The 20931-nt window shown below is 41.1% G+C and carries 20 protein-coding genes; all 20 read right to left on the minus strand.

What is annotated here, in order from left to right; all coding sequences use genetic code 11:
* Nucleotide 1: 1 nt before the first annotated feature.
* The 20 genes from rng to JFU56_RS15485 all read right to left on the minus strand — a co-directional run bounded on the left by rng (nt 2) and on the right by JFU56_RS15485 (nt 20810).
* Nucleotides 2-1477 carry a ribonuclease G gene (gene rng / locus JFU56_RS15390; RefSeq protein ID WP_198438166.1) on the minus strand — a complete coding sequence of 492 codons (1476 nt, stop codon included), beginning with the start codon at nt 1475-1477 and terminating at the stop codon, nt 2-4.
* A 16-nt stretch (nt 1478-1493) separates the two neighbouring features.
* Nucleotides 1494-2111, minus strand: coding sequence for a nucleoside triphosphate pyrophosphatase (locus JFU56_RS15395; RefSeq protein WP_198438167.1), 618 nt, complete (start codon nt 2109-2111; stop codon nt 1494-1496).
* Between the two features lie 38 nt (nt 2112-2149).
* Entirely contained in the window at nt 2150-2632 is a 483-nt protein-coding gene (gene mreD, locus JFU56_RS15400) for a rod shape-determining protein MreD (RefSeq protein ID WP_198438168.1), read from the minus strand.
* Nucleotides 2629-3504 (minus strand): rod shape-determining protein MreC, encoded by an 876-nt coding sequence (gene mreC / locus JFU56_RS15405; protein ID WP_198438169.1) that lies wholly within the window; start codon nt 3502-3504, stop codon nt 2629-2631. The genes mreD and mreC overlap by 4 nt, the downstream gene beginning before the upstream one ends.
* Before the next feature lie 60 nt (nt 3505-3564).
* Nucleotides 3565-4605, minus strand: a complete 1041-nt coding sequence (locus JFU56_RS15410; protein WP_019440706.1) for a rod shape-determining protein — start codon at nt 4603-4605, stop codon at nt 3565-3567.
* 101 nt (nt 4606-4706) lie between these two features.
* Nucleotides 4707-7934 carry a DUF6701 domain-containing protein gene (locus tag JFU56_RS15415; RefSeq protein WP_198438170.1) on the minus strand — a complete coding sequence of 1076 codons (3228 nt, stop codon included), beginning with the start codon at nt 7932-7934 and terminating at the stop codon, nt 4707-4709.
* 134 nt (nt 7935-8068) lie between these two features.
* The gene (locus JFU56_RS15420; protein ID WP_198438171.1) at nt 8069-8506 is read right to left on the minus strand and encodes a PilX N-terminal domain-containing pilus assembly protein; all 438 of its coding nucleotides are present in this window, start codon (nt 8504-8506) and stop codon (nt 8069-8071) included.
* A complete protein-coding gene (locus tag JFU56_RS15425; RefSeq protein WP_198438172.1) occupies nt 8496-9293 on the minus strand; it encodes a type II secretion system protein J in 798 nt (265 codons plus the stop codon). Before JFU56_RS15425 ends, JFU56_RS15420 begins: the two co-directional genes overlap by 11 nt.
* Nucleotides 9293-9841, minus strand: coding sequence for a prepilin-type N-terminal cleavage/methylation domain-containing protein (locus tag JFU56_RS15430; protein WP_242065976.1), 549 nt, complete (start codon nt 9839-9841; stop codon nt 9293-9295). The genes JFU56_RS15425 and JFU56_RS15430 overlap by 1 nt, the downstream gene beginning before the upstream one ends.
* Nucleotides 9834-10334, minus strand: a complete 501-nt coding sequence (locus JFU56_RS15435; RefSeq protein ID WP_198438173.1) for a Tfp pilus assembly protein FimT/FimU — start codon at nt 10332-10334, stop codon at nt 9834-9836. The genes JFU56_RS15430 and JFU56_RS15435 overlap by 8 nt, the downstream gene beginning before the upstream one ends.
* A 194-nt stretch (nt 10335-10528) precedes the next feature.
* Nucleotides 10529-10978, minus strand: a complete 450-nt coding sequence (locus JFU56_RS15440) for a type II secretion system protein (protein WP_198438174.1) — start codon at nt 10976-10978, stop codon at nt 10529-10531.
* 260 nt (nt 10979-11238) lie between these two features.
* Nucleotides 11239-12456: a type II secretion system F family protein gene (locus JFU56_RS15445; RefSeq protein ID WP_198438175.1), complete on the minus strand. Its 1218-nt coding sequence runs from the start codon at nt 12454-12456 to the stop codon at nt 11239-11241.
* A gap of 21 nt (nt 12457-12477) precedes the next feature.
* Nucleotides 12478-14433 (minus strand): GspE/PulE family protein, encoded by a 1956-nt coding sequence (locus JFU56_RS15450; protein ID WP_198438176.1) that lies wholly within the window; start codon nt 14431-14433, stop codon nt 12478-12480.
* On the minus strand, nt 14433-15695 hold the full coding sequence (locus tag JFU56_RS15455; protein WP_198438177.1) for a lipopolysaccharide assembly protein LapB: 1263 nt from the start codon (nt 15693-15695) through the stop codon (nt 14433-14435). The genes JFU56_RS15450 and JFU56_RS15455 overlap by 1 nt, the downstream gene beginning before the upstream one ends.
* A complete protein-coding gene (locus JFU56_RS15460) occupies nt 15692-16588 on the minus strand; it encodes an ExeA family protein (protein ID WP_198438178.1) in 897 nt (298 codons plus the stop codon). The genes JFU56_RS15455 and JFU56_RS15460 overlap by 4 nt, the downstream gene beginning before the upstream one ends.
* On the minus strand, nt 16588-18186 hold the full coding sequence (mshL, locus tag JFU56_RS15465; RefSeq protein ID WP_198438179.1) for a pilus (MSHA type) biogenesis protein MshL: 1599 nt from the start codon (nt 18184-18186) through the stop codon (nt 16588-16590). Before mshL ends, JFU56_RS15460 begins: the two co-directional genes overlap by 1 nt.
* 15 nt (nt 18187-18201) lie before the next feature.
* A complete protein-coding gene (locus JFU56_RS15470; RefSeq protein WP_198438180.1) occupies nt 18202-18546 on the minus strand; it encodes an MSHA biogenesis protein MshK in 345 nt (114 codons plus the stop codon).
* Nucleotides 18539-19321, minus strand: coding sequence for a glucose-6-phosphate isomerase (locus JFU56_RS15475; RefSeq protein WP_198438181.1), 783 nt, complete (start codon nt 19319-19321; stop codon nt 18539-18541). The genes JFU56_RS15470 and JFU56_RS15475 overlap by 8 nt, the downstream gene beginning before the upstream one ends.
* Complete coding sequence (locus tag JFU56_RS15480; protein ID WP_198438182.1) at nt 19318-19917, minus strand: MSHA biogenesis protein MshI; 600 nt, start codon at nt 19915-19917, stop codon at nt 19318-19320. Before JFU56_RS15480 ends, JFU56_RS15475 begins: the two co-directional genes overlap by 4 nt.
* Nucleotides 19917-20810 (minus strand): biogenesis protein MshI, encoded by an 894-nt coding sequence (locus tag JFU56_RS15485; RefSeq protein WP_198438183.1) that lies wholly within the window; start codon nt 20808-20810, stop codon nt 19917-19919. Before JFU56_RS15485 ends, JFU56_RS15480 begins: the two co-directional genes overlap by 1 nt.
* Between the last annotated feature and the right edge of the window lie 121 nt (nt 20811-20931).

The following is a 20931-nucleotide window of genomic DNA, read 5'->3' on the forward strand; positions in this document are numbered from 1 at the left end:
GCTACATCATTACCACATCAAATTGTTCTTGTAAGTACTGCGGTTCAGGCTTTATCTTCACCTGTTTACCCATAAACAATTCTAATTCAGCAATACTGTGTGATTCTTCTTTTATAATGTATTCAGCAACTGCAACCGAGGCATAAACGTTAAATTGATCCGCATCGTAAGCACGGTTAACACGTGTTACTTCACGAAATATCTCATAGCATACCGTTTCAACGGTTTTAACTGAACCACGACCATCACACGTCGGGCAATCAGAACACAATACATGCTCTAATGATTCACGGGTACGCTTACGAGTCATCTCAACTAAGCCTAACGCCGAGAAGTCATGGGTATTGGTTTTAGCACGATCATGGCTTAATGCTGATTCCAAACATTCCATCACACGGCGGCGATGCTCAGAACTTTGCATATCAATGAAATCGATAATGATAATACCACCAAGGTTACGCAATCTCAGCTGACGAGCTATCGCCTGAGTCGATTCGACATTGGTATTAAAGATCGTATCTTCAAGGTTACGATGACCAACAAACGCGCCAGTATTAATATCAATCGTCGTCATAGCTTCAGTCTGATCGATAATTAAATAACCACCCGACTTTAACTTTACTCGACGCTCAAGCGCACGTTGCGATTCACTTTCCACATCGTACATTTCAAAGATGGGACGTTCGCCAGTATACGGTTCTAACGCACTGACTAGCTCTGGTACATACGATTCAGTGAATTCACATAGTTCAGCATAAGCCAAACGTGAATCGACACGGATCTTGTCTAATGGGGCGCCGGCAAAGTCGCGAATAATACGAAATGCCAAAGACGGATCTTGATACAACATGCTCGCGCTTGGATTCGTTTTCTTACGCTGTAGCACTTTGGTCCATAAACGTTTTAAGTAAGCAATGTCTTGTTCAAGTTCTTTATCACCAACACCATCAGCGGCGGTACGAATGATATAACCACCGAGTTCATCAATTTGCGCTTCAGTGACACGCTTTAAACGAGTACGCTCTTCTTCACAATCAATGCGCTGTGATACCCCTACATGCGAGCTACCAGGCATAAACACTAAATAGCGTGAAGGCAAGGTAATATCCGTAGTCAGACGAGCACCTTTAGTACCCATTGGATCTTTCACTACTTGGACGATAATATCTTGACCTTGACGCACTAATTGCGAGATATCGGCCACTTTAAAATGTTTCTTTTCGCCCGGCGCTACACACTCGGTATGCGGTACAATATCTGATGCGTGAAGAAACGCCGCTTTGTCGAGACCAATATCAATAAATGCAGCTTGCATGCCCGGTAAAACCCGGCTTACTTTACCTTTATAGATATTACCCACGATGCCACGTTTTGCTTCTCGCTCGACATGTATTTCTTGCAGTACGCCATTTTCAATCAAGGCAACACGTGTTTCGCTCGGGGTAACATTTACTAATAACTCTGTCGTTATACCCATATTATTTAGCCCTTCGTTACTTATTCTGATCTGCCTTAAAGGCTTGAATTAATTGCTCGGTTTGCATTAAGGGTAAACCGACAACCGCGCTATAACTTCCGCTTATATGGCTGACAAATTTACCGGCAATACCTTGGATAGCATAACTACCGGCTTTATCGCAGGGTTCACCCGTACGCCAGTAATCGTGCATTTCAATCGTTGATATATCTCTAAACTGTACTGTTGTTATCACTAACTCAACCCAGCAGCGTGAGCCATCGGCAAGTGCCACAGCAGTCATCACTTCATGTACTTGACCTGATAATAAACTGAGCATGCGTGCTGAATCAGTTTCATCTACCGGTTTTTCTAATACTTGTCCGGCATAGACCACTATCGTGTCAGCCCCTAACACCACCTGTTTATTAGCAGTATTAGTCTTTATCTCTGCAATATTCGTGTTACTTAGCGCAGCAACGCCCGCTTGCGCTTTATCACGCGCCAGGCGGGATACATAGTCAGGCGCTAATTCGCCTGCTTGTTGTTGCTCTTCCACATCAACAGATAATACCGAAAATTCAATGCCAATTTGGGTTAATAACTCACGGCGACGTGGTGACTGCGACGCTAAATACATATTAGTCTGTTTCATCTTATTATCTTCTACTCAATTAAGCTATCTTCAGGCCACTATCTAATCGCAAATTGGCGACGAATCTTCCTTAAAATCAAGAATATCCATGGCCATATTAACATCGTGGTTAAGATTGACCATAAGTACGTCGGTGTTATTGAAATATCGAAAAGTAATTTTTCAGCCCAGAATATAATAAGCTTATTGAGCATGACTAAGAAACCGACAATTAAGGCTTGCTGCCATAACGATATATTACGGATCAAACGATGATTCATCACGATAATATAGATAACAATAGAAAGGGCCAAAGAGTGAATACCTAGCGGTGCACCGAGCAACAGGTCTAAGGTTAATCCAGTCACCCAAGCATAGCCAATACTCACTCGATACGGCAATGCCATACACCAATAACCCAACACCAATAACACCCAATCAGGTCGGAAACTACCGAATGGTTCAGGCACTGGCAATACGGTCAGTAACAATGCGAGAATAATGGTCAGAATTAATTTAAAACGACCGTTAGCAGGCGTCATAGTGCTGTCTCCTTACCTGTTTCTAACTGCGGTTCATTAGTCTCATTGGGGTTAATATCATCCCAAACTAATAATACATAACGTATCCGCTCTAATGCCACCACAGGTTTCGCTTCAACTTGCGCGTAAGGTTGTCCAACCTGGTAAGTAAATTCAGTCACCGTCGCGACAGGGTATCCTTCGGGGAACACACCACCAAGCCCTGACGTCACCAGCACATCACCCATTTGGATATCTGTACTGTGTGGCACATAAGGTAAGCTGAGTCCATTTAACTCGCCACTGCCATTAGCAATTGCACGAATGTCATTACGCTGAACTCGAACCGGTATACCGTGAGTCACATCAGAAATCAGTAGTACTCGACTGTAAGTCATAGACACATCAACAATTTGCCCAACGACACCTTGCTCGTTTAATACTGGCTGGCCAATATAAATACCATCATTAGTCCCTTTGTTAATCACCACTTGCAGTGAAAATGGGTCAGAATTAACGGTAATTATTTCAGCGACAAGCTTACGTTTATCGGAATGGACAGGTGAATTAAGTAATGCGCGTAGGCGCTTATTTTCTTCTTTTAGGTGCTTAAATTCAAGTAACTGCACTTGCTGGACAAATAACTTATCCTGTTGTTCTTCAACTTGTTTTTTTAACTCTCGACGAGATACAACGGTATTTGACATACCTTTTAGCATTTCGCCTGGAATATCTGCCGCATAGATCAAGGGCGATACAGCGGTATTTAAATATACGCGTACATTCGAAAAAGAATCAAATTTAGAATCAAAGACAATTAACGAGAAAGAGGCGATAACCGCAAGGAATAGGCGCAGTTGTAAAGATGTAGAGGTAGCAAAAATAGGTTTCATTAGATGGTATTCTCAAAGGATGGCGCGTCCGCCATCCTATAGGATTATTTAATCAGGGGCTTAATCGTAATGGAACAGATCACCACCGTGCATATCAATCATTTCTAATGCCGTACCGCCGCCACGAGCCACACATGTCAGTGGATCTTCAGCGATAACAACAGGAATACCGGTTTCTTCCAGTAATAAACGATCAAGGCCGCGGATCAAGGCGCCGCCACCAGTCAATACCATACCACGTTCGGCAATATCCGACGCAAGTTCTGGTGGAGACTGTTCTAGCGCTGTCATTACTGCACTTACAACACCTGATAGCGGCTCTTGTAATGCTTCTAAAATTTCAGTGCTGTTTAAAATGAAACTACGCGGTACACCTTCAGCAAGGTTACGGCCACGTACTTCAATTTCAACCACTTCATCGAGTGGGTAAGCAGAACCAATTTCTTTCTTAATACGTTCAGCAGTTGCTTCACCGATTAAGCTACCGTAATTACGGCGTACATAGCTGATGATTGCTTCATCAAGTTTGTCTCCGCCAATACGTACTGATGAAGAGTAAACCACACCGTTTAGTGAGATGATTGCAACTTCAGTCGTACCACCACCTATATCTACAACCATAGAGCCTGTTGCTTCAGATACTGGCATGCCAGCACCAATCGCCGCAGCCATAGGTTCATCAATCAAAAATACATCACGTGCACCTGCACCTTGTGCTGATTCACGGATTGCACGACGCTCTACTTGTGTTGAACCACATGGTACACAAATTAAAACACGTGGGCTTGGACGGAAAAAGTTATTGTCATGCACTTGTTTAATAAAGTGCTGTAGCATTTTTTCTGTCACGAAAAAGTCAGCGATAACGCCATCTTTCATTGGGCGGATAGCAGCAATATTACCAGGAGTACGACCTAGCATTTGCTTTGCGGCTGTACCCACAGCTGCAACACTCTTGTTCGCACCGCGCTCTTGGCGGATCGCAACAACAGAAGGCTCGTCAAGAACAATACCTTGACCTTTAACATAAATGAGAGTGTTTGCAGTTCCCAGGTCGATTGATAAATCGCTTGAGAATACGCCTCTTAACTTCTTAAACATGGCTTTGGGCATTCCTAAAAGTAAAATGTTGCAGGATCGGTTAACTTTACCAATGCGCAATGAATGAGGCAAGTTTATCAGACTTTATGAACTACTCACTATTAATTTAACCGTCTTCGGTAAATAACACGGTCGTTACCGTAGAAAAAGCCAAAAGTAATAATGGCAGTCGGGTTTTTCGAGTCGACAGTCCAATCATATTGCAACCAAGGCGGCGTATTAATATATTCTAAAATAGCCTTACCGGGATTTTTTGATGAAATAAGTAATGCCTGGCTCTCACCTTCGATAAATGGGCCACTGCCAGTCAAACTAATGCCCGACGAACTACCTTTCATCTGAGCTTCAGCGTCACTAAAAACGAATTCAGTTAAACTATCATCATGATTAATTATAAATTGTTGACCATCAAAATACTCTAATTGCATCGCAACAGGTAACAGATCATTAATTGGACCATAACCATCACTGATATTCCAACGGCCATAACGTAGCTCGCTTGCTTGTGAAGATAAACGTTTGGCGGTATTTTTATTAGCCGGCATATCTTTATCAACGAGTTCTACGCCATCAAGATCTGTTACTGAAATACCAAAAAATGTATCGCGTATCGGGCCATCTTCACCATTTGCTAAGCGTTTGAATAAACCGGCATCACCAATGCCATAAGTACTATCAACATTGCACTCTCCAGGCTGGTAAACGCCATAACACCAAGTACCACCAAAATGCTGTAAGCGAGGAGAAAAGTCCAGTCCATCTGAATTAGCTATAAAAGCAACGGTTGCTTTATCCGCATCATAATTTTTGGTCACGATACCTTGTGTATTTTGAGCTTCAAGGCGATAGTCAAAAATGAGTTCAGGTTGATCCATATAAGTAAATGCGACATCATCATCTGTGCCAATACTTAAGACCCACGCTTCCTCCCAAGCACTGCCGATACCGGGTTCATACTGATTAGAACCTTCACTCCATTGAACACAAAAGCCATTATTAGGCCACTCTCGACATTCGTATACTTGGTTATCTTTTTGCTGTAATACCTTAGTGCCAGCCACATAACTACTTAGGAATTCAGGGAAAATATAATCATAGTCATTTGAAAATACGTTGCTATTACCAACATAGTTAGTCACGCTAGATGATATCAATTTAAAATGAGATGGGATAAAACGGCCTAGCTCTTTCCCTGCCGTATCCGCAGCAACAACAGTATCAACTGAAAACGCCATCGTATAATAACTGTCATCTTTCACGTTGATTTGAAAAGCCCCTGCTTCACTATAATAAGCTTTTTTATAGGTAGAAGCCCCCCCTGTGAATGATGTCAACTGGGCATCAAACCATTCACTACTTGTAGTCGCAATATCTTGCGTACCATCAGCATATTTAAACTGCCCTTCAACGGCATTGGCGATAGGTATTGAACGCGTCAATTTAAGTTTTAACGTCGAATTATCATTGGGCTGATAATTGGTCGTTGTTATGCCATCACGGTTAACCGCAGCAACATTAAAGTTAAACGCAGTCCCTGCAACATATTTATTCAGCAGATTGCCATCGTTATCTTTTGCAGTCAGATCTATCGATCTCGGTGTATCTGTTGTATACACTTTAAAGCGATAAGGTCTAACAGCAAATTGATTACTCGCGCCCAGAATCGATAAGCCGTTTAAAGCATGAGTCTCATCATCAATGGTGTAACTGGCAATCAAGTTTATCTTGCCAGCATCTTGATATAATGCGTTATCAATCAGTGTACCATTGCGGTTAAACTTAAGAGCGACAGGTTCATAATTAGTACTATTATCACCGTTGTTTTTACCCAGTTTAATATTGCCGGCGATAAAATCGAGTGCAGAACAAGTACCAGGTTCTTTACACTGAATACCTAAATTGACAGGAATAATTTCATTATTTTTAAAGATGTTTTTACACTGGCCTTTATCATTATAAAAAGCCTCTAACTTAATAGGTTTAGAAAAACGCAGACCTGCAACCTGATTGCTAATGTTATCGCCATTATCATAACTAAAGAAAAAACCTGCGTCGGCAAAGTTCATATCGCAATTAGCGCCGCTATTAGCCGCCCCATTGCAGTAATAAGCTTTATTTTTTATCGCTGTCAGTGACAAGGTCATATCATCCGCGGTTAAGTAGCCCAAATTAACATTGGTCGAACCAACAAAAGAACCTGTTACTTTGGTAATTTTATCATCACTATTTTGTGCATTAGCGATTAAGGTAGCAGTGGTTGAATTAGTCGTTTCAACACATGCACCGCCGACTTGATAACGGTTAGAGCAGGCTTGTACCGTCACAGTTGTGGGTTCACAGGTTAATGCGCGCTCACTGTAGTTCAATCGGTAATGATCAATATTAGTACCGCTATCAGAACCCATTTTAAGCACGATATCATCCCAAGAAATGTCATCAGCATCGCCATCATCATCGACTTCAATTTCTAGTTCATACTCTCGCCCTGCGAGTAAGGTTTTATTCAAGCGCCAAACAAAATCGCCAGATTCATCAGAAAGATTCATCCACGTTGTCACCTCAAAATTATCCCCTGATAATTTTAATTTAACGTTATTTTGATTAGGAATGAGATCACGATAGTTGTACATGGTGATTGTTTGTAACTGAGAGCGTGTACGGGCAGTAAATTCATACTCTACTTCATCACCTTCATGATCATCTGGATACCAACGCCCAGCATAACCATTCTTAGGGCGTTCATTTGAATCACCAATATGTCTGCGTTGTAAGAAGGTAATGCTATTTGAGGTTTGTGGGCTGGCTAACGTAATATCAGTGAAAGAAAAGTCTTCATAATCCCAGTTTTTATTACAAGAGTTCCGCCAACCTTTTGGGTGCCCCCCCCGATTAAAACATTGACCTACAACAGCGAGTTTATAATTCCCCGCAGGTAAATCTGCATCGAGTCGTTGGCTATTTGCATAGAGATAAGACGTAGAGCGGCTATTAACTCTCACCTGACCACTGCTATCCCAGATAACAAAATACAACGAAGCATTTATTGACGCTGCATTTTCCAAACGGATCTGGGTTAAATTGATGTCTTTACTGAGATGAAAGTTAATGGGATTCAATACGCGAGGGTTGTTCAAATTCTCATTTGTTTTCGAGTCTGCTGCGCTTAATAAATAGCGAGGGTGGATACGCTTGGTATTATTATCACCAATTTTCATACCGCCTTTTAATACAACATCGGCACTTACAGTGAATGAGATTAAAAAACCAAGTAATAATGCAACACATTGCGCGCTGAAAGTATTAACCCTAAGATATTTCATTCTCTGCATAATTAAAATCCATATAAACACCAAATATCATTATAAAGTATTAACTGCAATATATTAATAACAACTATGATGTTTATACAAACATTTACAAATACCAATTTTAATTTTAATTTTGTATCAAATGATATTATTTATCACAACTTAACCTCTGCCTCGACACTATGCTGAGCGACGATCTTTCCACCATCACAAGTCCCTGTCGAATTTAAGTAAAATTGATTATTATTGGCATCAATGGGGATGATCTGACAGCTAATTTGAACTTGGCAATTCTCGAGACCAACTTCATTAGTAAGTACAAAACTTAAAGAGCCAGCATCAGGGAAAGTATCACATTCAGATGTCGATAGTGATGCGTTATTTAATACCTGATAAATCGCAAATTCCATACCGCTATCTGCAGCATAATAAGCCTTCGCGCTATACACTTCATTAGCAACGCTATCTGCTGTTGAACTTAAGATACGACTCAACGACGCCGCTAATAACGAGATCACCACTATAATAAAAATAGCAATCACTAGCATGCTACCTTGCTGCTTATGAGGACTCGAATGACGATTATGGTACATTAGACATTACCACCTGATGTTCAAATTTGATTTCACTACCACCACGTAATAAAAAGTTAAAATTCAACTCCAAAATGGCATTACTAAACTGCGTAGCACTCGTTAGCGACATACTACTATTAGAACTTAAATCCCCCATCATCCGAACCCGAGTTTCCATAGCGTTACCAACCTTTTCATATCGAAATAAAGTCGAGTTATTACTTTCCAAGCAATAGCGAACCTCACGCTCAAAGATAAAGTAACGCGATACAGCAGAATCTAGAGTAAGTGTAGAATCCAAATCAACCTCAGCTTGCGTATCGTTAGCACCGGAAACGGTATAAGTATCGATAATTGCAATACTACCACTAGCAGGTTGGTAAAAGTCATCAGAATTAGTAGTTAATACGCTAATTCTTTGGCCATTAAACTTCCCCGTAGCAGCACTGCCAGAGGCTCTTGATGCAGGATCCATAATTAATTGAATAGGGGTTTCTCCAGCAACACTATTTAAGTACTGTCCGGCGGCAGTAAAAGGCACAAATTGAATGCAAGATTGACCGACAACAGGGCTATCTTCAGCCACGCTAAATGCAATCGCTGAATCCAACTCTTTACTCATTCTGTTCAGAACAAAGCGCGCATCATTAAGACGTTCATTTTGATTAACCGATGATTGATACAACACGACATTATCAGCAATAAAGCGACTGCTAAATGTGCCAACAACACCTAATAAAATAATCACAGTCACCAGTTCTACAAGGGTGAAACCAGCCTGCGTATATTTTTTCATTTTAGGCATTAGTAATTCCCCTTAAATGAAGTCAGTGTGATTTCTTCATTGTTAGGCATAAATATGGTCATTCGGATCCGTTTTGCGACATGATCCAATGTACTAGTTTCACCGAATTGAGCCGCCGCGTTAGTAACACATATATTCAAGCCATAACCTGGATATTCATTGGTAAATGCCGCCAAGTTATCTACAGGGTTTGTATTACAATACACATGGTAGTCATCAACGTCATTGAAACCACCTGGATTACCGCTCGTTTCGCCTGCATCTAAGCCTAAGCTGCTACATGCAACTGTTACACCGCCGATATCTTTACCACAACGAATAGCGCCATTAGTCCGAGCATTAGCATCATCATAATAACGAATCAGTATTTGATTCATAATACTCTTACCTAATGCTGTCGCTTTTATCTGATACATAGGTGTGGTCATTTTATTCGCTTGGGGCAAAAATGTACTTGTCACTATCGTCAAGGCTACCACCAGTACCACGATACCAACCACAATCTCAATTAAGGTAAAACCGCGCTGTTTCTTTTTCATGCTACTCATGGATATAGCCTTGAGATTCGATACTGATGGATAATGTTTGCTCACCGATAATACTTATATTACAACCAACACAACCACTGGCGACGCCCCATGAGTCGAACTCAATGGTATGTGCACTAAACTGAACTCTTGAGCTATCAGCCTCGGCTTGACTCATGCCTAATTGCGGTGCTGTAAATGTCGTAGGCAACGTAGTGCCACAATTCGTCGGAATACCAAAACGTTCCGCCGTTATAACAACGCGATTACAAGCATAAGCATTACCGGCTAAAGGATCACTCGGCGTGCCAACCAGCGACGTTTGGCAATCACTATCACAGCTCATTGCTTGCTGCTGTACGGTTTTTAATAATTGCAGAAGTTGATCACGATAGGCTTGCGCTTCAAAACCATCATTACCAATTAATTTGGGGATCGCGGTCGCGGCGAGAATACCGGTAAGGATAATAACGATAACTAATTCAATGAGAGTGAAACCAAAATGTTTGTGCATATGTTATCGTACCTGATGTCTTAGTAGTTGGATGCTAGGTATTAGCTTTTCCATACTGAGCATTGATATTATTATAATTTTAAGATTGATGCATTAGTAACTAAGTATTAATCAATGGTATATAACAGATATAAAAAAGGCTTACCGAGGTAAGCCTTAATCAACCAAAATAACTATTTTGATTGTTTTAATTATTACGAGCCACAATCTTTACTTACAATAGTATAACGAGCTGAAGATGTTGCTTCTGTATACGTTACGCATGTATTACCTGTTGCAGAAGCAGTACCATTCCAAAATTTAGCTTCCTTAACTACGGTATCATAATCAGCAGTAAAACCACTTAATTCAACTGATGCGCCAATACCTGCTAATGTTGCTTCAGGGTAACCATAAATAGTTTCAATTTTAACGCCAGCGTCATCGATCTCTGAGTTATCTTTAGTTTCCACACCATCAATTGCCGCTTTAGAATAAACGATATTAGCAGCACTATGCAGTGCAGATTCAACGCCTTTCATTGCAGCTTCTTTAGCATCATCTTGAAGATTAATAAATTTCGGCACAGCAGTGGCAGCTAAGATACCTAGAACAATAATTACGATCACTAATTCGATTAGTGTAAAACCTGCATTTCTTTTCATTTTAGCTCCAAAAGCTGTTTTTTATATAAATTACATGAACATATAACCGGTAGAACATCCACCTAATTTACATTAATGTACGTCTTAGTATATTTTTTGATACTATGCCAAAAAATGTACAGTTTCACTAGTTTTTTTTCATAAATGTCGCTTAATCACAACATTCCGGACAACCATAATATTTTATATTGTAAGCGCCAAAACTATATAACTCATTATACCATCACAACCAACAATATCACTATAGGAGTAATAATAAACTAGCCTTGCACTACCCCCATCATATCCCACATCGGAACGAAGATACCAAGTGCTAGAATCAATACCATTACCGCAACGATACCTATCAATATTGGTTCAATCTTTGCAGTCAACGACTGCAGTTCATAATCTACTTCACGTTCATAAAACTGCGCAGCTTCTAATAATAAGTCGTCAACTTGGCCAGTTTCATCACCTACCGAGATCATTTGCAAAATAAGGGGTGTAAACATACCACTTTCACTCGCGGTGATCGTCAGGCTTTTACCTTCTTCAATACCCGCACGCATTGATAAAATGCGCACTTCCATCCAGGCGTTATCAACCGTTGATGCCACCAATGACAAACTATTATTCAGTGGCACACCACCCTTGAGCATTAATGAAAAGCTGCGGGCAAAACGAGATAACAAAGTTTTTTCAATCACAGGGCCAACAATAGGAATGCGAATATAAAATAATCCCCAGCGTAACTTGCCCTTATCAGTTTGAATATAATATTTAAAGCCAACAATGCTAGCCATCACCGCGACAATCAGTAGATGCCAATAATTAACAAAAAATGCCGATGAAGCCAGTAACGCCCGTGTTGCCCACGGCAATTCAACCCCGAATTTGTTAAACATATTAGCAAACGTCGGAATAACAAAAATATTCAAGATCACCATTGCAGCAGAGATCGCGATCAACACAAAAATAGGATAACGCACTGCACTGGCAATACGGCGTCGAGTGTCCATTTCCAATTCTAAGTAATTGGCGATCTGCAAAAATGAATCATCTAAACGACCGGTATTCTCACCAACTCGCACTATCGACACAAAGATAGAAGCAAACACATGGGGGTGCGCTGCCATTGATGCCGAAAGCGTATTACCACTGTTTAGGCGCACAACCACATCGTTAAGCACATCTTTGAGCTTGGCATGAGAACTCGACTCAGATAAGCCCTTAATCGCACGTATCATCGGGATACCCGCACGCGTGAGTGAATACATTTGCCGTGCAAAAATAACCAGTTCAGCAAGCGGAATACTTTTAGTTAGTAGCTGGCTAAGATCAATATTACCGCTGCTAGTTTTAGCCACTTTAATTTCAGTGGGAATAATCCCCTTCGCCATTAACGATTGCACTAATGCATCTTGATTCTGCGCTTCTTGCTTACCAGAAGTAGCATTACCTTGGCTATCACGGCCTTTATACGAAAAATTTGGCATTAGTTGACCTTAACAATCCTGTTATTGACCATTACGATCCAACGAGCGAACCGCTTCGACCAAACGTAAAATACTTTCGATTTCAATATTATCGACCTTATTTAGCTCCCTCACGTGCGAGGCAATATTCGCACCTAAGGTATTAGACTCCGCGGTTTCATCAACGCTAACACTCGTGGTATGGTTGCTACCATTACTGATGTCATCTTCAACGCTAGTATCATCGTTACTATGATCTTCACGATGATTAGCTTCGCCATCATTATTTTCAAGAACCACTTCATCTGCCAATTTTAATACTTCTTCAATAGACGTTAAGCCTTGTTTAGCAAAATCCAGCGCAGATAATACTAATGGACGATAAAGCTTACTCTTACGCGCTTCCGCCTCAAACTCTGCAGCCGACTCACGTCGTAACGCATCACCCATCGCATCATTGAGTTCTAATAATTCAAATACACCGATACGGCCACGGTAGCCGGTATAATTACAGCTTTGACAACCGACACTACGATAAAATTGTTCCTCACCGAAAGCTTCGTTACCGACCCGCTCTAAACACGCATGTTCACTGCTAGTCAGTTCATGGCTACTTTTACACTGGTTACATAATTTTCGCACTAAGCGCTGAGCAACAACAGCACGTAATGCAGCACCAATTAAATAGCCGGGCGCGCCCATGTCCATTAATCGCAATGCACAGGTAATAGCGTCATTCGTATGCAGTGTCGATAACACCATGTGACCCGTTAAGGCACCACGCAAGCCAATTTCAACGGTTTCTTTATCACGCATTTCGCCGACTAATAAGATATCCGGGTCTTGACGTAAACAAGTACGTAAAATATGCGCAAAGTCTAAACCAATCTTAGGGTTTACCTGTACTTGGCTGATCCGTGGTAGACGGTATTCCACTGGGTCTTCCACGGTAATAATCTTTTTACCTGGTTCGTTTAGCTCACTCAACGCGGCATATAACGACGTTGTTTTACCACTACCAGTCGGGCCTGTTACCAATACCATGCCATGCGGGCGACGGATCAAACTACGTAAACGTTTAATCAAATCTGCAGGCATACCTGTACTTTCTAACTGGAAAATACCTGAATCTTGATTAAGTAAACGCATTACCACAGATTCACCGTATTGCACCGGCATAGTCGACATACGGATATCAATCGATTGATTACGTACCTTTAAGTTAAAACGGCCATCTTGCGGTAAACGTTTCTCAGAAATATCTAAACCAGCCATTAATTTTAGGCGAAGTACTAAGGCCGGTACGATAGCCACTTCATTTAAGATATTTTCTTGTAGCACGCCATCAACACGTAAACGAATACGCAAGGCTTTTTCATCGGGTTCAATATGAATATCCGAGGCACCGATTTGTACCGCGTCTTCAAACACCGAGTTAAGGAACTTAACGACAGTAGCTTCATTAGAAGCATCATCGACATCCTTGAAAATATCAAACTCTTGCGCTGGTCTATGCTCATCTTCTAGCTGACCAGCAAACGCTTCAATATCTTTCGTTCGGCGGTATAAACGATCGTATGCGGGTAATAGCTGGCTCTCTCGCACGATGGCAAATTCAAGCTGATACGCCGATAAGAAACTTGAAATCGCTTCTACTGCATTCAAATCAGCTGGGTCACTCAAAGCAATAGTCAGCGTATCATGGTCAGCTTTAACCACTAATGCACGGTGTCGACGCGCGTGCACTTCCGGTAACTTAAGCACCGTTTGCGAATCGATACTCAGCGTTGCGATATTTAAAAATGGGATATCTAACTGCTGAGATAAAAAGTTCAACAGTTGCTCTTCAGTAATAAAACCAAGATGAATTAATGTCGCACCCAACTTACGGCCACTACTACGCTGTTCTTTTAACGCTAAACCGAGTTGTTCATCACTGATGATACCTTCACCAACCAGTAAATCACCCAGACGTTGTTTTAATTTTAATTGTGCCATTACTGTTGCTCCAACTGGGTAATTCGCGCATTGATATAGTTACGTGATGATGCAGATAACTGCCCCATATTTTGGGCTGTATGATAAGCATTTAACGCTAACCCCACTTGCTTGGCTTTATCTGCCGTAATACCCAGTCCTAACCACCATTTAGCGCGATTAGGCTCGTGAACGGTTAGTTTTGTATAAGCAATTAATGCGGTATCTAAATCATCTAGGCTTTGTGCTAAACCAGCTAAGATCGCATAATAATCAACATTACCTTCCACCGCAGGTTGATGTGGTTTTAGGTAATAATAAGCTTGTTGTTTATTCTTATTCTTGAGATAAATACGCGCCAGCATTAAGCGGAAATTAGTATATTCAGGTGAAATACTTAAGCCGTCTTGCAGCAACTTCACCGCTGATTGGGTACGCTGTTCACCATAAAAAATAGCGGCTAATTTTTCTCGAGATAGATCATGTTGTTTATCAAAGGTTAATACCTTAGCAAATAATACTTTGGCACGTACCTTATCACCCGCTAACAATGCGCTTTCCGCTTGCTTTGCATAAAGCGCTGCTTGTTGCGTTGGCGTGCGAGTTACCGCTTTAATTGATACGCTGTCTTCAACTTCCGTCACACTCTCCAATGCAATTGGCTTGACGTCTCTAGCCACTACATCCGTGGTTTTAGCGACGGCTTTATTGGTGCTGACGCGAGTGACGGGGGTCGCCACTATGTGCCTAGCTGGAGCTGTAACAACCTTTTGTTTCGTTATGGTTGCTGTTTCTTTTGCAAATAGCACTGCAGTAGACGGCGTTGTTGTAGATGATGCAACAGCCACAACCGGAACTGTCACGACAGGCTGTGTGTTTTGTGCTTCTTGCGCAGCTGTCACTATCGCATTATCGACATTAAGTTCTGCCATCACAGGCTTGGTAACCAATTCAGGGATAAGCTCTTGAGCAGCTAGCTTTTGATCGAGCGATTTTTTATGAATCGTTTTTGGGTCAACCGATTTTTGGTCAATAGATAGTTGCTCAGTCTGAACGCTCGATGTACTCACAGCGAATGTTGAATTCGTTGCATGACTATCTTTTTGCATAAACAAATATGCAGCTACAACAGCGACAACAACCATCGAAGTGACTAAACCAATAGCCACTTTATTATCGTTTTTAGGCGCAGCGACAATAACTGCACCGCTGCGTTCAGTCGCCGCTTGTTGTTGCTGGTTCTCTTTATCCAACCCTTTAAGCATTTGATTAATAACACTCACAGTACTGACTCCCTAAACCACCAAATAACTAAAATCAATTCAATCACTAAAATACCCGCCATCACAGGTAAGCGAAGGTTGCGCGGTTGAATAGCACTGTCAGTATCTTTTATTGCGAGTTTAACTAACTTTACATTAATATTTCGGACATTTTCGCCATAACTTAACATCAAACATTTATGCGCTAATACATTGATCAAACGTGGAATACCACCACTTGATTGATGCAGTAATTTTAATGCTTTCGGCGCAAATAACGGTGCCCCGCGATAACCAGATACTGTTAAACGGTGTTCTACATAGCTGGCGGTTTCATTCGCTAATAATGGTCGTAACTGGTAGAAAAAGGTGATCCGCTGACGTAATTGACGGAGGTTATCTTGCTTTAAACGCGCATCTAATTCAGGCTGTCCAAACAACACCACTTGCATCAATTTCTTGCTTTCGGTCTCTAAATTACTGATCAAACGTAATGCTTCTAATGTTTCATGCGGCAGCATCTGCGCTTCGTCGATTAATAGCACAACTTGTTTATCTTCTGCTGACAACGCGATCAAACGATGATTAAGCGCAGCGGTCAATTGCTGCTGATCTAAATTGCTATCGAGACTTAATTCACTCGCAACCGCCGCGCGCATTTCATTTGGCGTTAAGTACGGATTAGGCAAATAGGCAATGACATAATCATCTCCTAATTCATTTAGTAACTTACGACAAATTAGCGTTTTACCGGTGCCAACTTCACCAGTCACCTTAATAAAGCCCTCACCCGAGGCAAGTGCAGTAGTCAGTACTTGCAATGCCTCAAAGTGTGGCACTAACGGATGATAAAATTGAGTGTTAGGAGTCAATCCAAACGGAACCTCGGTCAAACCAAAATGCGTTTTATACATTACCCTTGCTCATTGTTTTTTTCTGTTGGGTACCACTGCTCAAGTAACTCAGCAGAGCGCTCTAGTTCAAGGCGCCAAGTATTCTGATCAACCACAATAGGTTTAATTAAAATAATTAATTCTGTTTTCTGTACTGACTGTGAGCGATTGGTAAAGAGTTCTCCTAACCAAGGGATATCCCCTAAAAATGGGACTTTCGCCACGAGATCTTCATTCGCCGTTTTCATTAAACCGCCAATAACAATAATCTCACCACTTTTAGCTTTAACGACTGTATCTGTTTCGCGCACGTCACTTTTGGCCAGCGGCAACTCAATACCAGCAACAGTTTTACTCGAGTCAGTTACATCAATAATCGATGGATGAACGTGTAACAATACCCCACCATCACGATCAATCTGCGGTGTTACATCCAGTGCGATACCAGAGAAAAATGGTGTTAATTCAATGTCTTGATCTATGTTATCGTTTTCTGTTGATGTCGTTGTACTGTAGCCGGTGACAAAATATTCATCGCTACCGACTTTAATCACCGCTTTTTGATTATTTAGTGCAGTAACGCGAGGGCTAGATAGGACGTTTACATCACCCTGAGTTTTTAATAAACTGATTGCAGCACTAAAATCATTACCTGCCAGTGTTAATACCCCAGCACTAGACGCAATGTCTGTGATATCAGCAACACTAAAGTTAAATGATGAATCAGGTACAACGGCAGAATTATTTACATTCCAATCAATACCTTGTTTATAACCGTCACTTAATGTTACTTCCATTATTTTAACTTCAAGCAAGACCTGGCGTTGTAATTGTTGCTCTGCTTTAGCAAGGAAGTCTTTAATTTTACGAATATCTTTCGGGTAACCGTGCACAGTCACTAGACCCGCTTGTGGGCTGATAATAACTTGGGTATCTTTTTGATTAGCCGTTAGGCCTAATAACGTATTTTCTAATTCCGCCCAATAATCGGTATCCGTTTGCGTCGATATCTCGGTACCAGTACTCGTTGATGATGACGATGAGTCAGATGAACTATCATCATCTGAAGAACTACTAGAAGAGCCATTATCAGTCAAATAACCAGAACTAATTGAGCTATTTGATAAACCATTACGCTTCATCAACAAATAGTTCATCGGGATTATTTCAGTGCGCACACCCGCACCATTCACGCGATAAGTATTACCTTGACGCTGAATATCATAACCATACATATCTGCAACCGCATCCATGGTTTCTGCGATAGTGACATCATTAAGCACAACAGTCACACGACCAGATACATCTGGATTAACAGTTAAGTTATATTTAGTGCCTTTCAATAACGAACCAAAGAACTGACGCGCTGTGACAGACTTAGCAGAGATATCCATACGCTGTTCAACAACAGGGGTATTCAGCCCCTCATTACCATCAAATGCTGGTAACAATTCTGCATTCACATCATCGGGTACCGTCCAAGCTTGCGCCTCGGCATCTGCACGATCAAGCTCAGCTTGAATTGATTCTTTGATCACAACAGGCTCAAGTGAGCTACGCGTTGTTTCGCAGCCCGTTAAAAACACACCTAAAATAATTGCAAGATACAACTTTTTCATAATTAAATTTGAGCCTTAATGTTTAATTTTACTGCCAAATAATGACAATCTAAATTCTTTATCGTTACGGATGAAATACACAAAGTCATCAGTAATACGGCGGATCTGGAAACCAGAAACCCAGCTACCGGCGGTGACTTCTTTATCATTCATGATGGCAACATGGCTATTATCTCGCACAAAAATAGCCTGTAAGCGCGGTATATGCACCTTTGCTTTAGTTTCACTGCGGGCAATGGGGTCTGCAGCCCCCCAAGGACCAGTGGGATCGTCTAACACATTACCATTAATAACACCTTGACCGGCTAACGCAAAAGTTGAACTCATCAGGATGAAAATCGGCAGTAATAATTTAACCACGAATAAACTCCTTATTAATACTCAAGGTATAGATTTCCATCACCACTTCAGCGGTTGGATATTCTTGCATTTGATAGTCAAATACTTCCCAGTAGAATTTTTTGGGCAATTGCTCAATAGAGTCCAGGTAGGCTTGAATATCAAAGAACGCACCTGTCATGGTAATACGTAAACCATGGCGATAAAGCAACACTTCTGAGCCGCTCGACTCTAAAACGCTATTAATATTACTCGAAATAGCGTCCGATTTAATCAACTCAGCAGAGTTAACCTCTTGGCCACTGGCATTCGCCATTTTTGGCTTAGGTTGGCTTTGCTCATTTTCTGATTTTTTGTTGCTATTACCCGTGATAGTTGTCACTGGTAATGACTCGATACCAAGCAATTTCACTTTTTTCGCTCGACTTAACACATCACCTAATACCAATGCCATCTGGTTGGAATTAATTAAGTCTGCGGTCAGATCTGCTAATTTACCATTGGCTTCCTTGAGTTCATTTTCAGCGCGAGCAATACGTAACTTGATCACCTTATTCGGATCTGTCGTTAAGACTTGCTTTAATTCGGTAATGGTAAAATCATATTGTCGCTGCTGCTGTGTTAACGACGACAATTGAGTCGTTAACTGCTTGTCACGTGCATAGTTCGGCTCAAGTACAAAGCTAAAAATCACATAAACAATCGCACTCGCTAACGCGCCAACCAGTAGCACACGCTCACGCATTGATAACTGATTAAATTTTTCATTCAGGGTGAGCCAATGTTGCTTCATCATTTATTGGCCTCCGTAATAGGCGAATTAGTTAAGGTAAATGCGATAATATCATCTTCATTACGGCTAATATTAAGCTGGCTAAACTCACGCCCTTGCAATGATTTACCCGCCGAGAATTTACCAATCCAACGAGGGATCGCATCATGATTACGCGCAATACCTTGCAAGGTCATGCTGCTGCCCGCTAAACGAATTTGATTTAAGCGAATGTCTTTATCACGTTGTCGCGCCAAGTCTGACATTAAGATAGCAAAACCACTGCTTTGAACTTCAGCCAATTGTGATAATTGCACCAATAACTCATCACGGTATTTCAAGCGTGTTTTTAAGAGTTCGAGCTGTTGAGATAACGCTGGATTTTGCACATGACGAGCCACTTTGTCAGAGAGTACATCAACTTCACTTTCCAATGCCGCTACCTGCTGTTTTACGTTGCTAACCTTTGCCACTGACGCGGTAATATCATTTTCAGATAATACCGTAAGCGTCAGCATCAATAAGATGGCGCTAACAATAATCACTAGCCCCTGTGCTAACGTAAAACGCTCTTTCTTTGGCCTAAACGCCTGAGTATATAAATTTACGCGAGTCTTCATTACAGTTTTTCCAAAGCGCCGCCAATGGCAGGTAAAAATCCAATATCCACATTATCAGTAATAATCGCATGCGTTAACGGCGTCACTGGAGTAGTAAAGTTAAGTTGTATACGGGTGATGAGCGGTTCTAAAATAGCACTCGGCAAGGCTAAGTTGATTGCTTTTACTTCCGGTAGTTTTAACTGGCTAACAACAAAGTCAGCTGAGCGCTGAATTTCCAAGCTAAAATTATCTAATAACGGACTATCAAGTTGATTTTCTTGTAAATCACGTAATCGAGAAAAGCCACGCAAGCGACGTGAGAAATACAGCTGATTATCATAAATAATCGTTAAATTGATTTCTTGGTAATCTTGCTGAGCAATTAACATTTGAGTCGTTTTTTGCTCATCACCAGCACGGGTGTTAAATAGGTTTGCAGTTGCTAACTCCTCAATACCTATGCTGACCAATTCCAATTTTGCTTGCTGCATGGCCGTGACGATTAATTCAACCACGCTTTTTGGACAATAAACTAAATTGATTTTATTTTGATTAGGTACCGAAAAATAATCAAACACGACCGTATCGATCGCTTCATTAATAAATTCTTTAGCAATGAAAGGCAATGAGCTCGCAATTTCATTATCAGGTACGTTTGGCTTGTCTATTTGGAGTAACTGATACACCTGATTTGACAGCACCACATGGCAACTAGCTGCCTGTAAATGATGCTTTGTAACCATTTCATCTAACGTTTTAACCAGTGCTGACATATCAGACAGCGCAACAGAATCAAGTACTGAAATAGCTTCATTACCCGCTGACAAAGCACAAATGTCAACCCGCTGTTTAGCGATAAAAACACCCAGTTTAGCTTGTGTATTACGATTTTTTAACCAGGGTATACGCATAAAATGTTGTTGCACCTAAATAAATTAATAATTGTAAATAACGTGATGGCTATAATACTTCAATCAGCTTTAAGTAGTAAGTAAAGTGTGACATTAGCACAAAATGGACTCTTAGAAAGAG

Origin of the sequence: Moritella sp. F3 (assembly GCF_015082335.1) — a bacterium.
Lineage (GTDB): Bacteria > Pseudomonadota > Gammaproteobacteria > Enterobacterales > Moritellaceae > Moritella.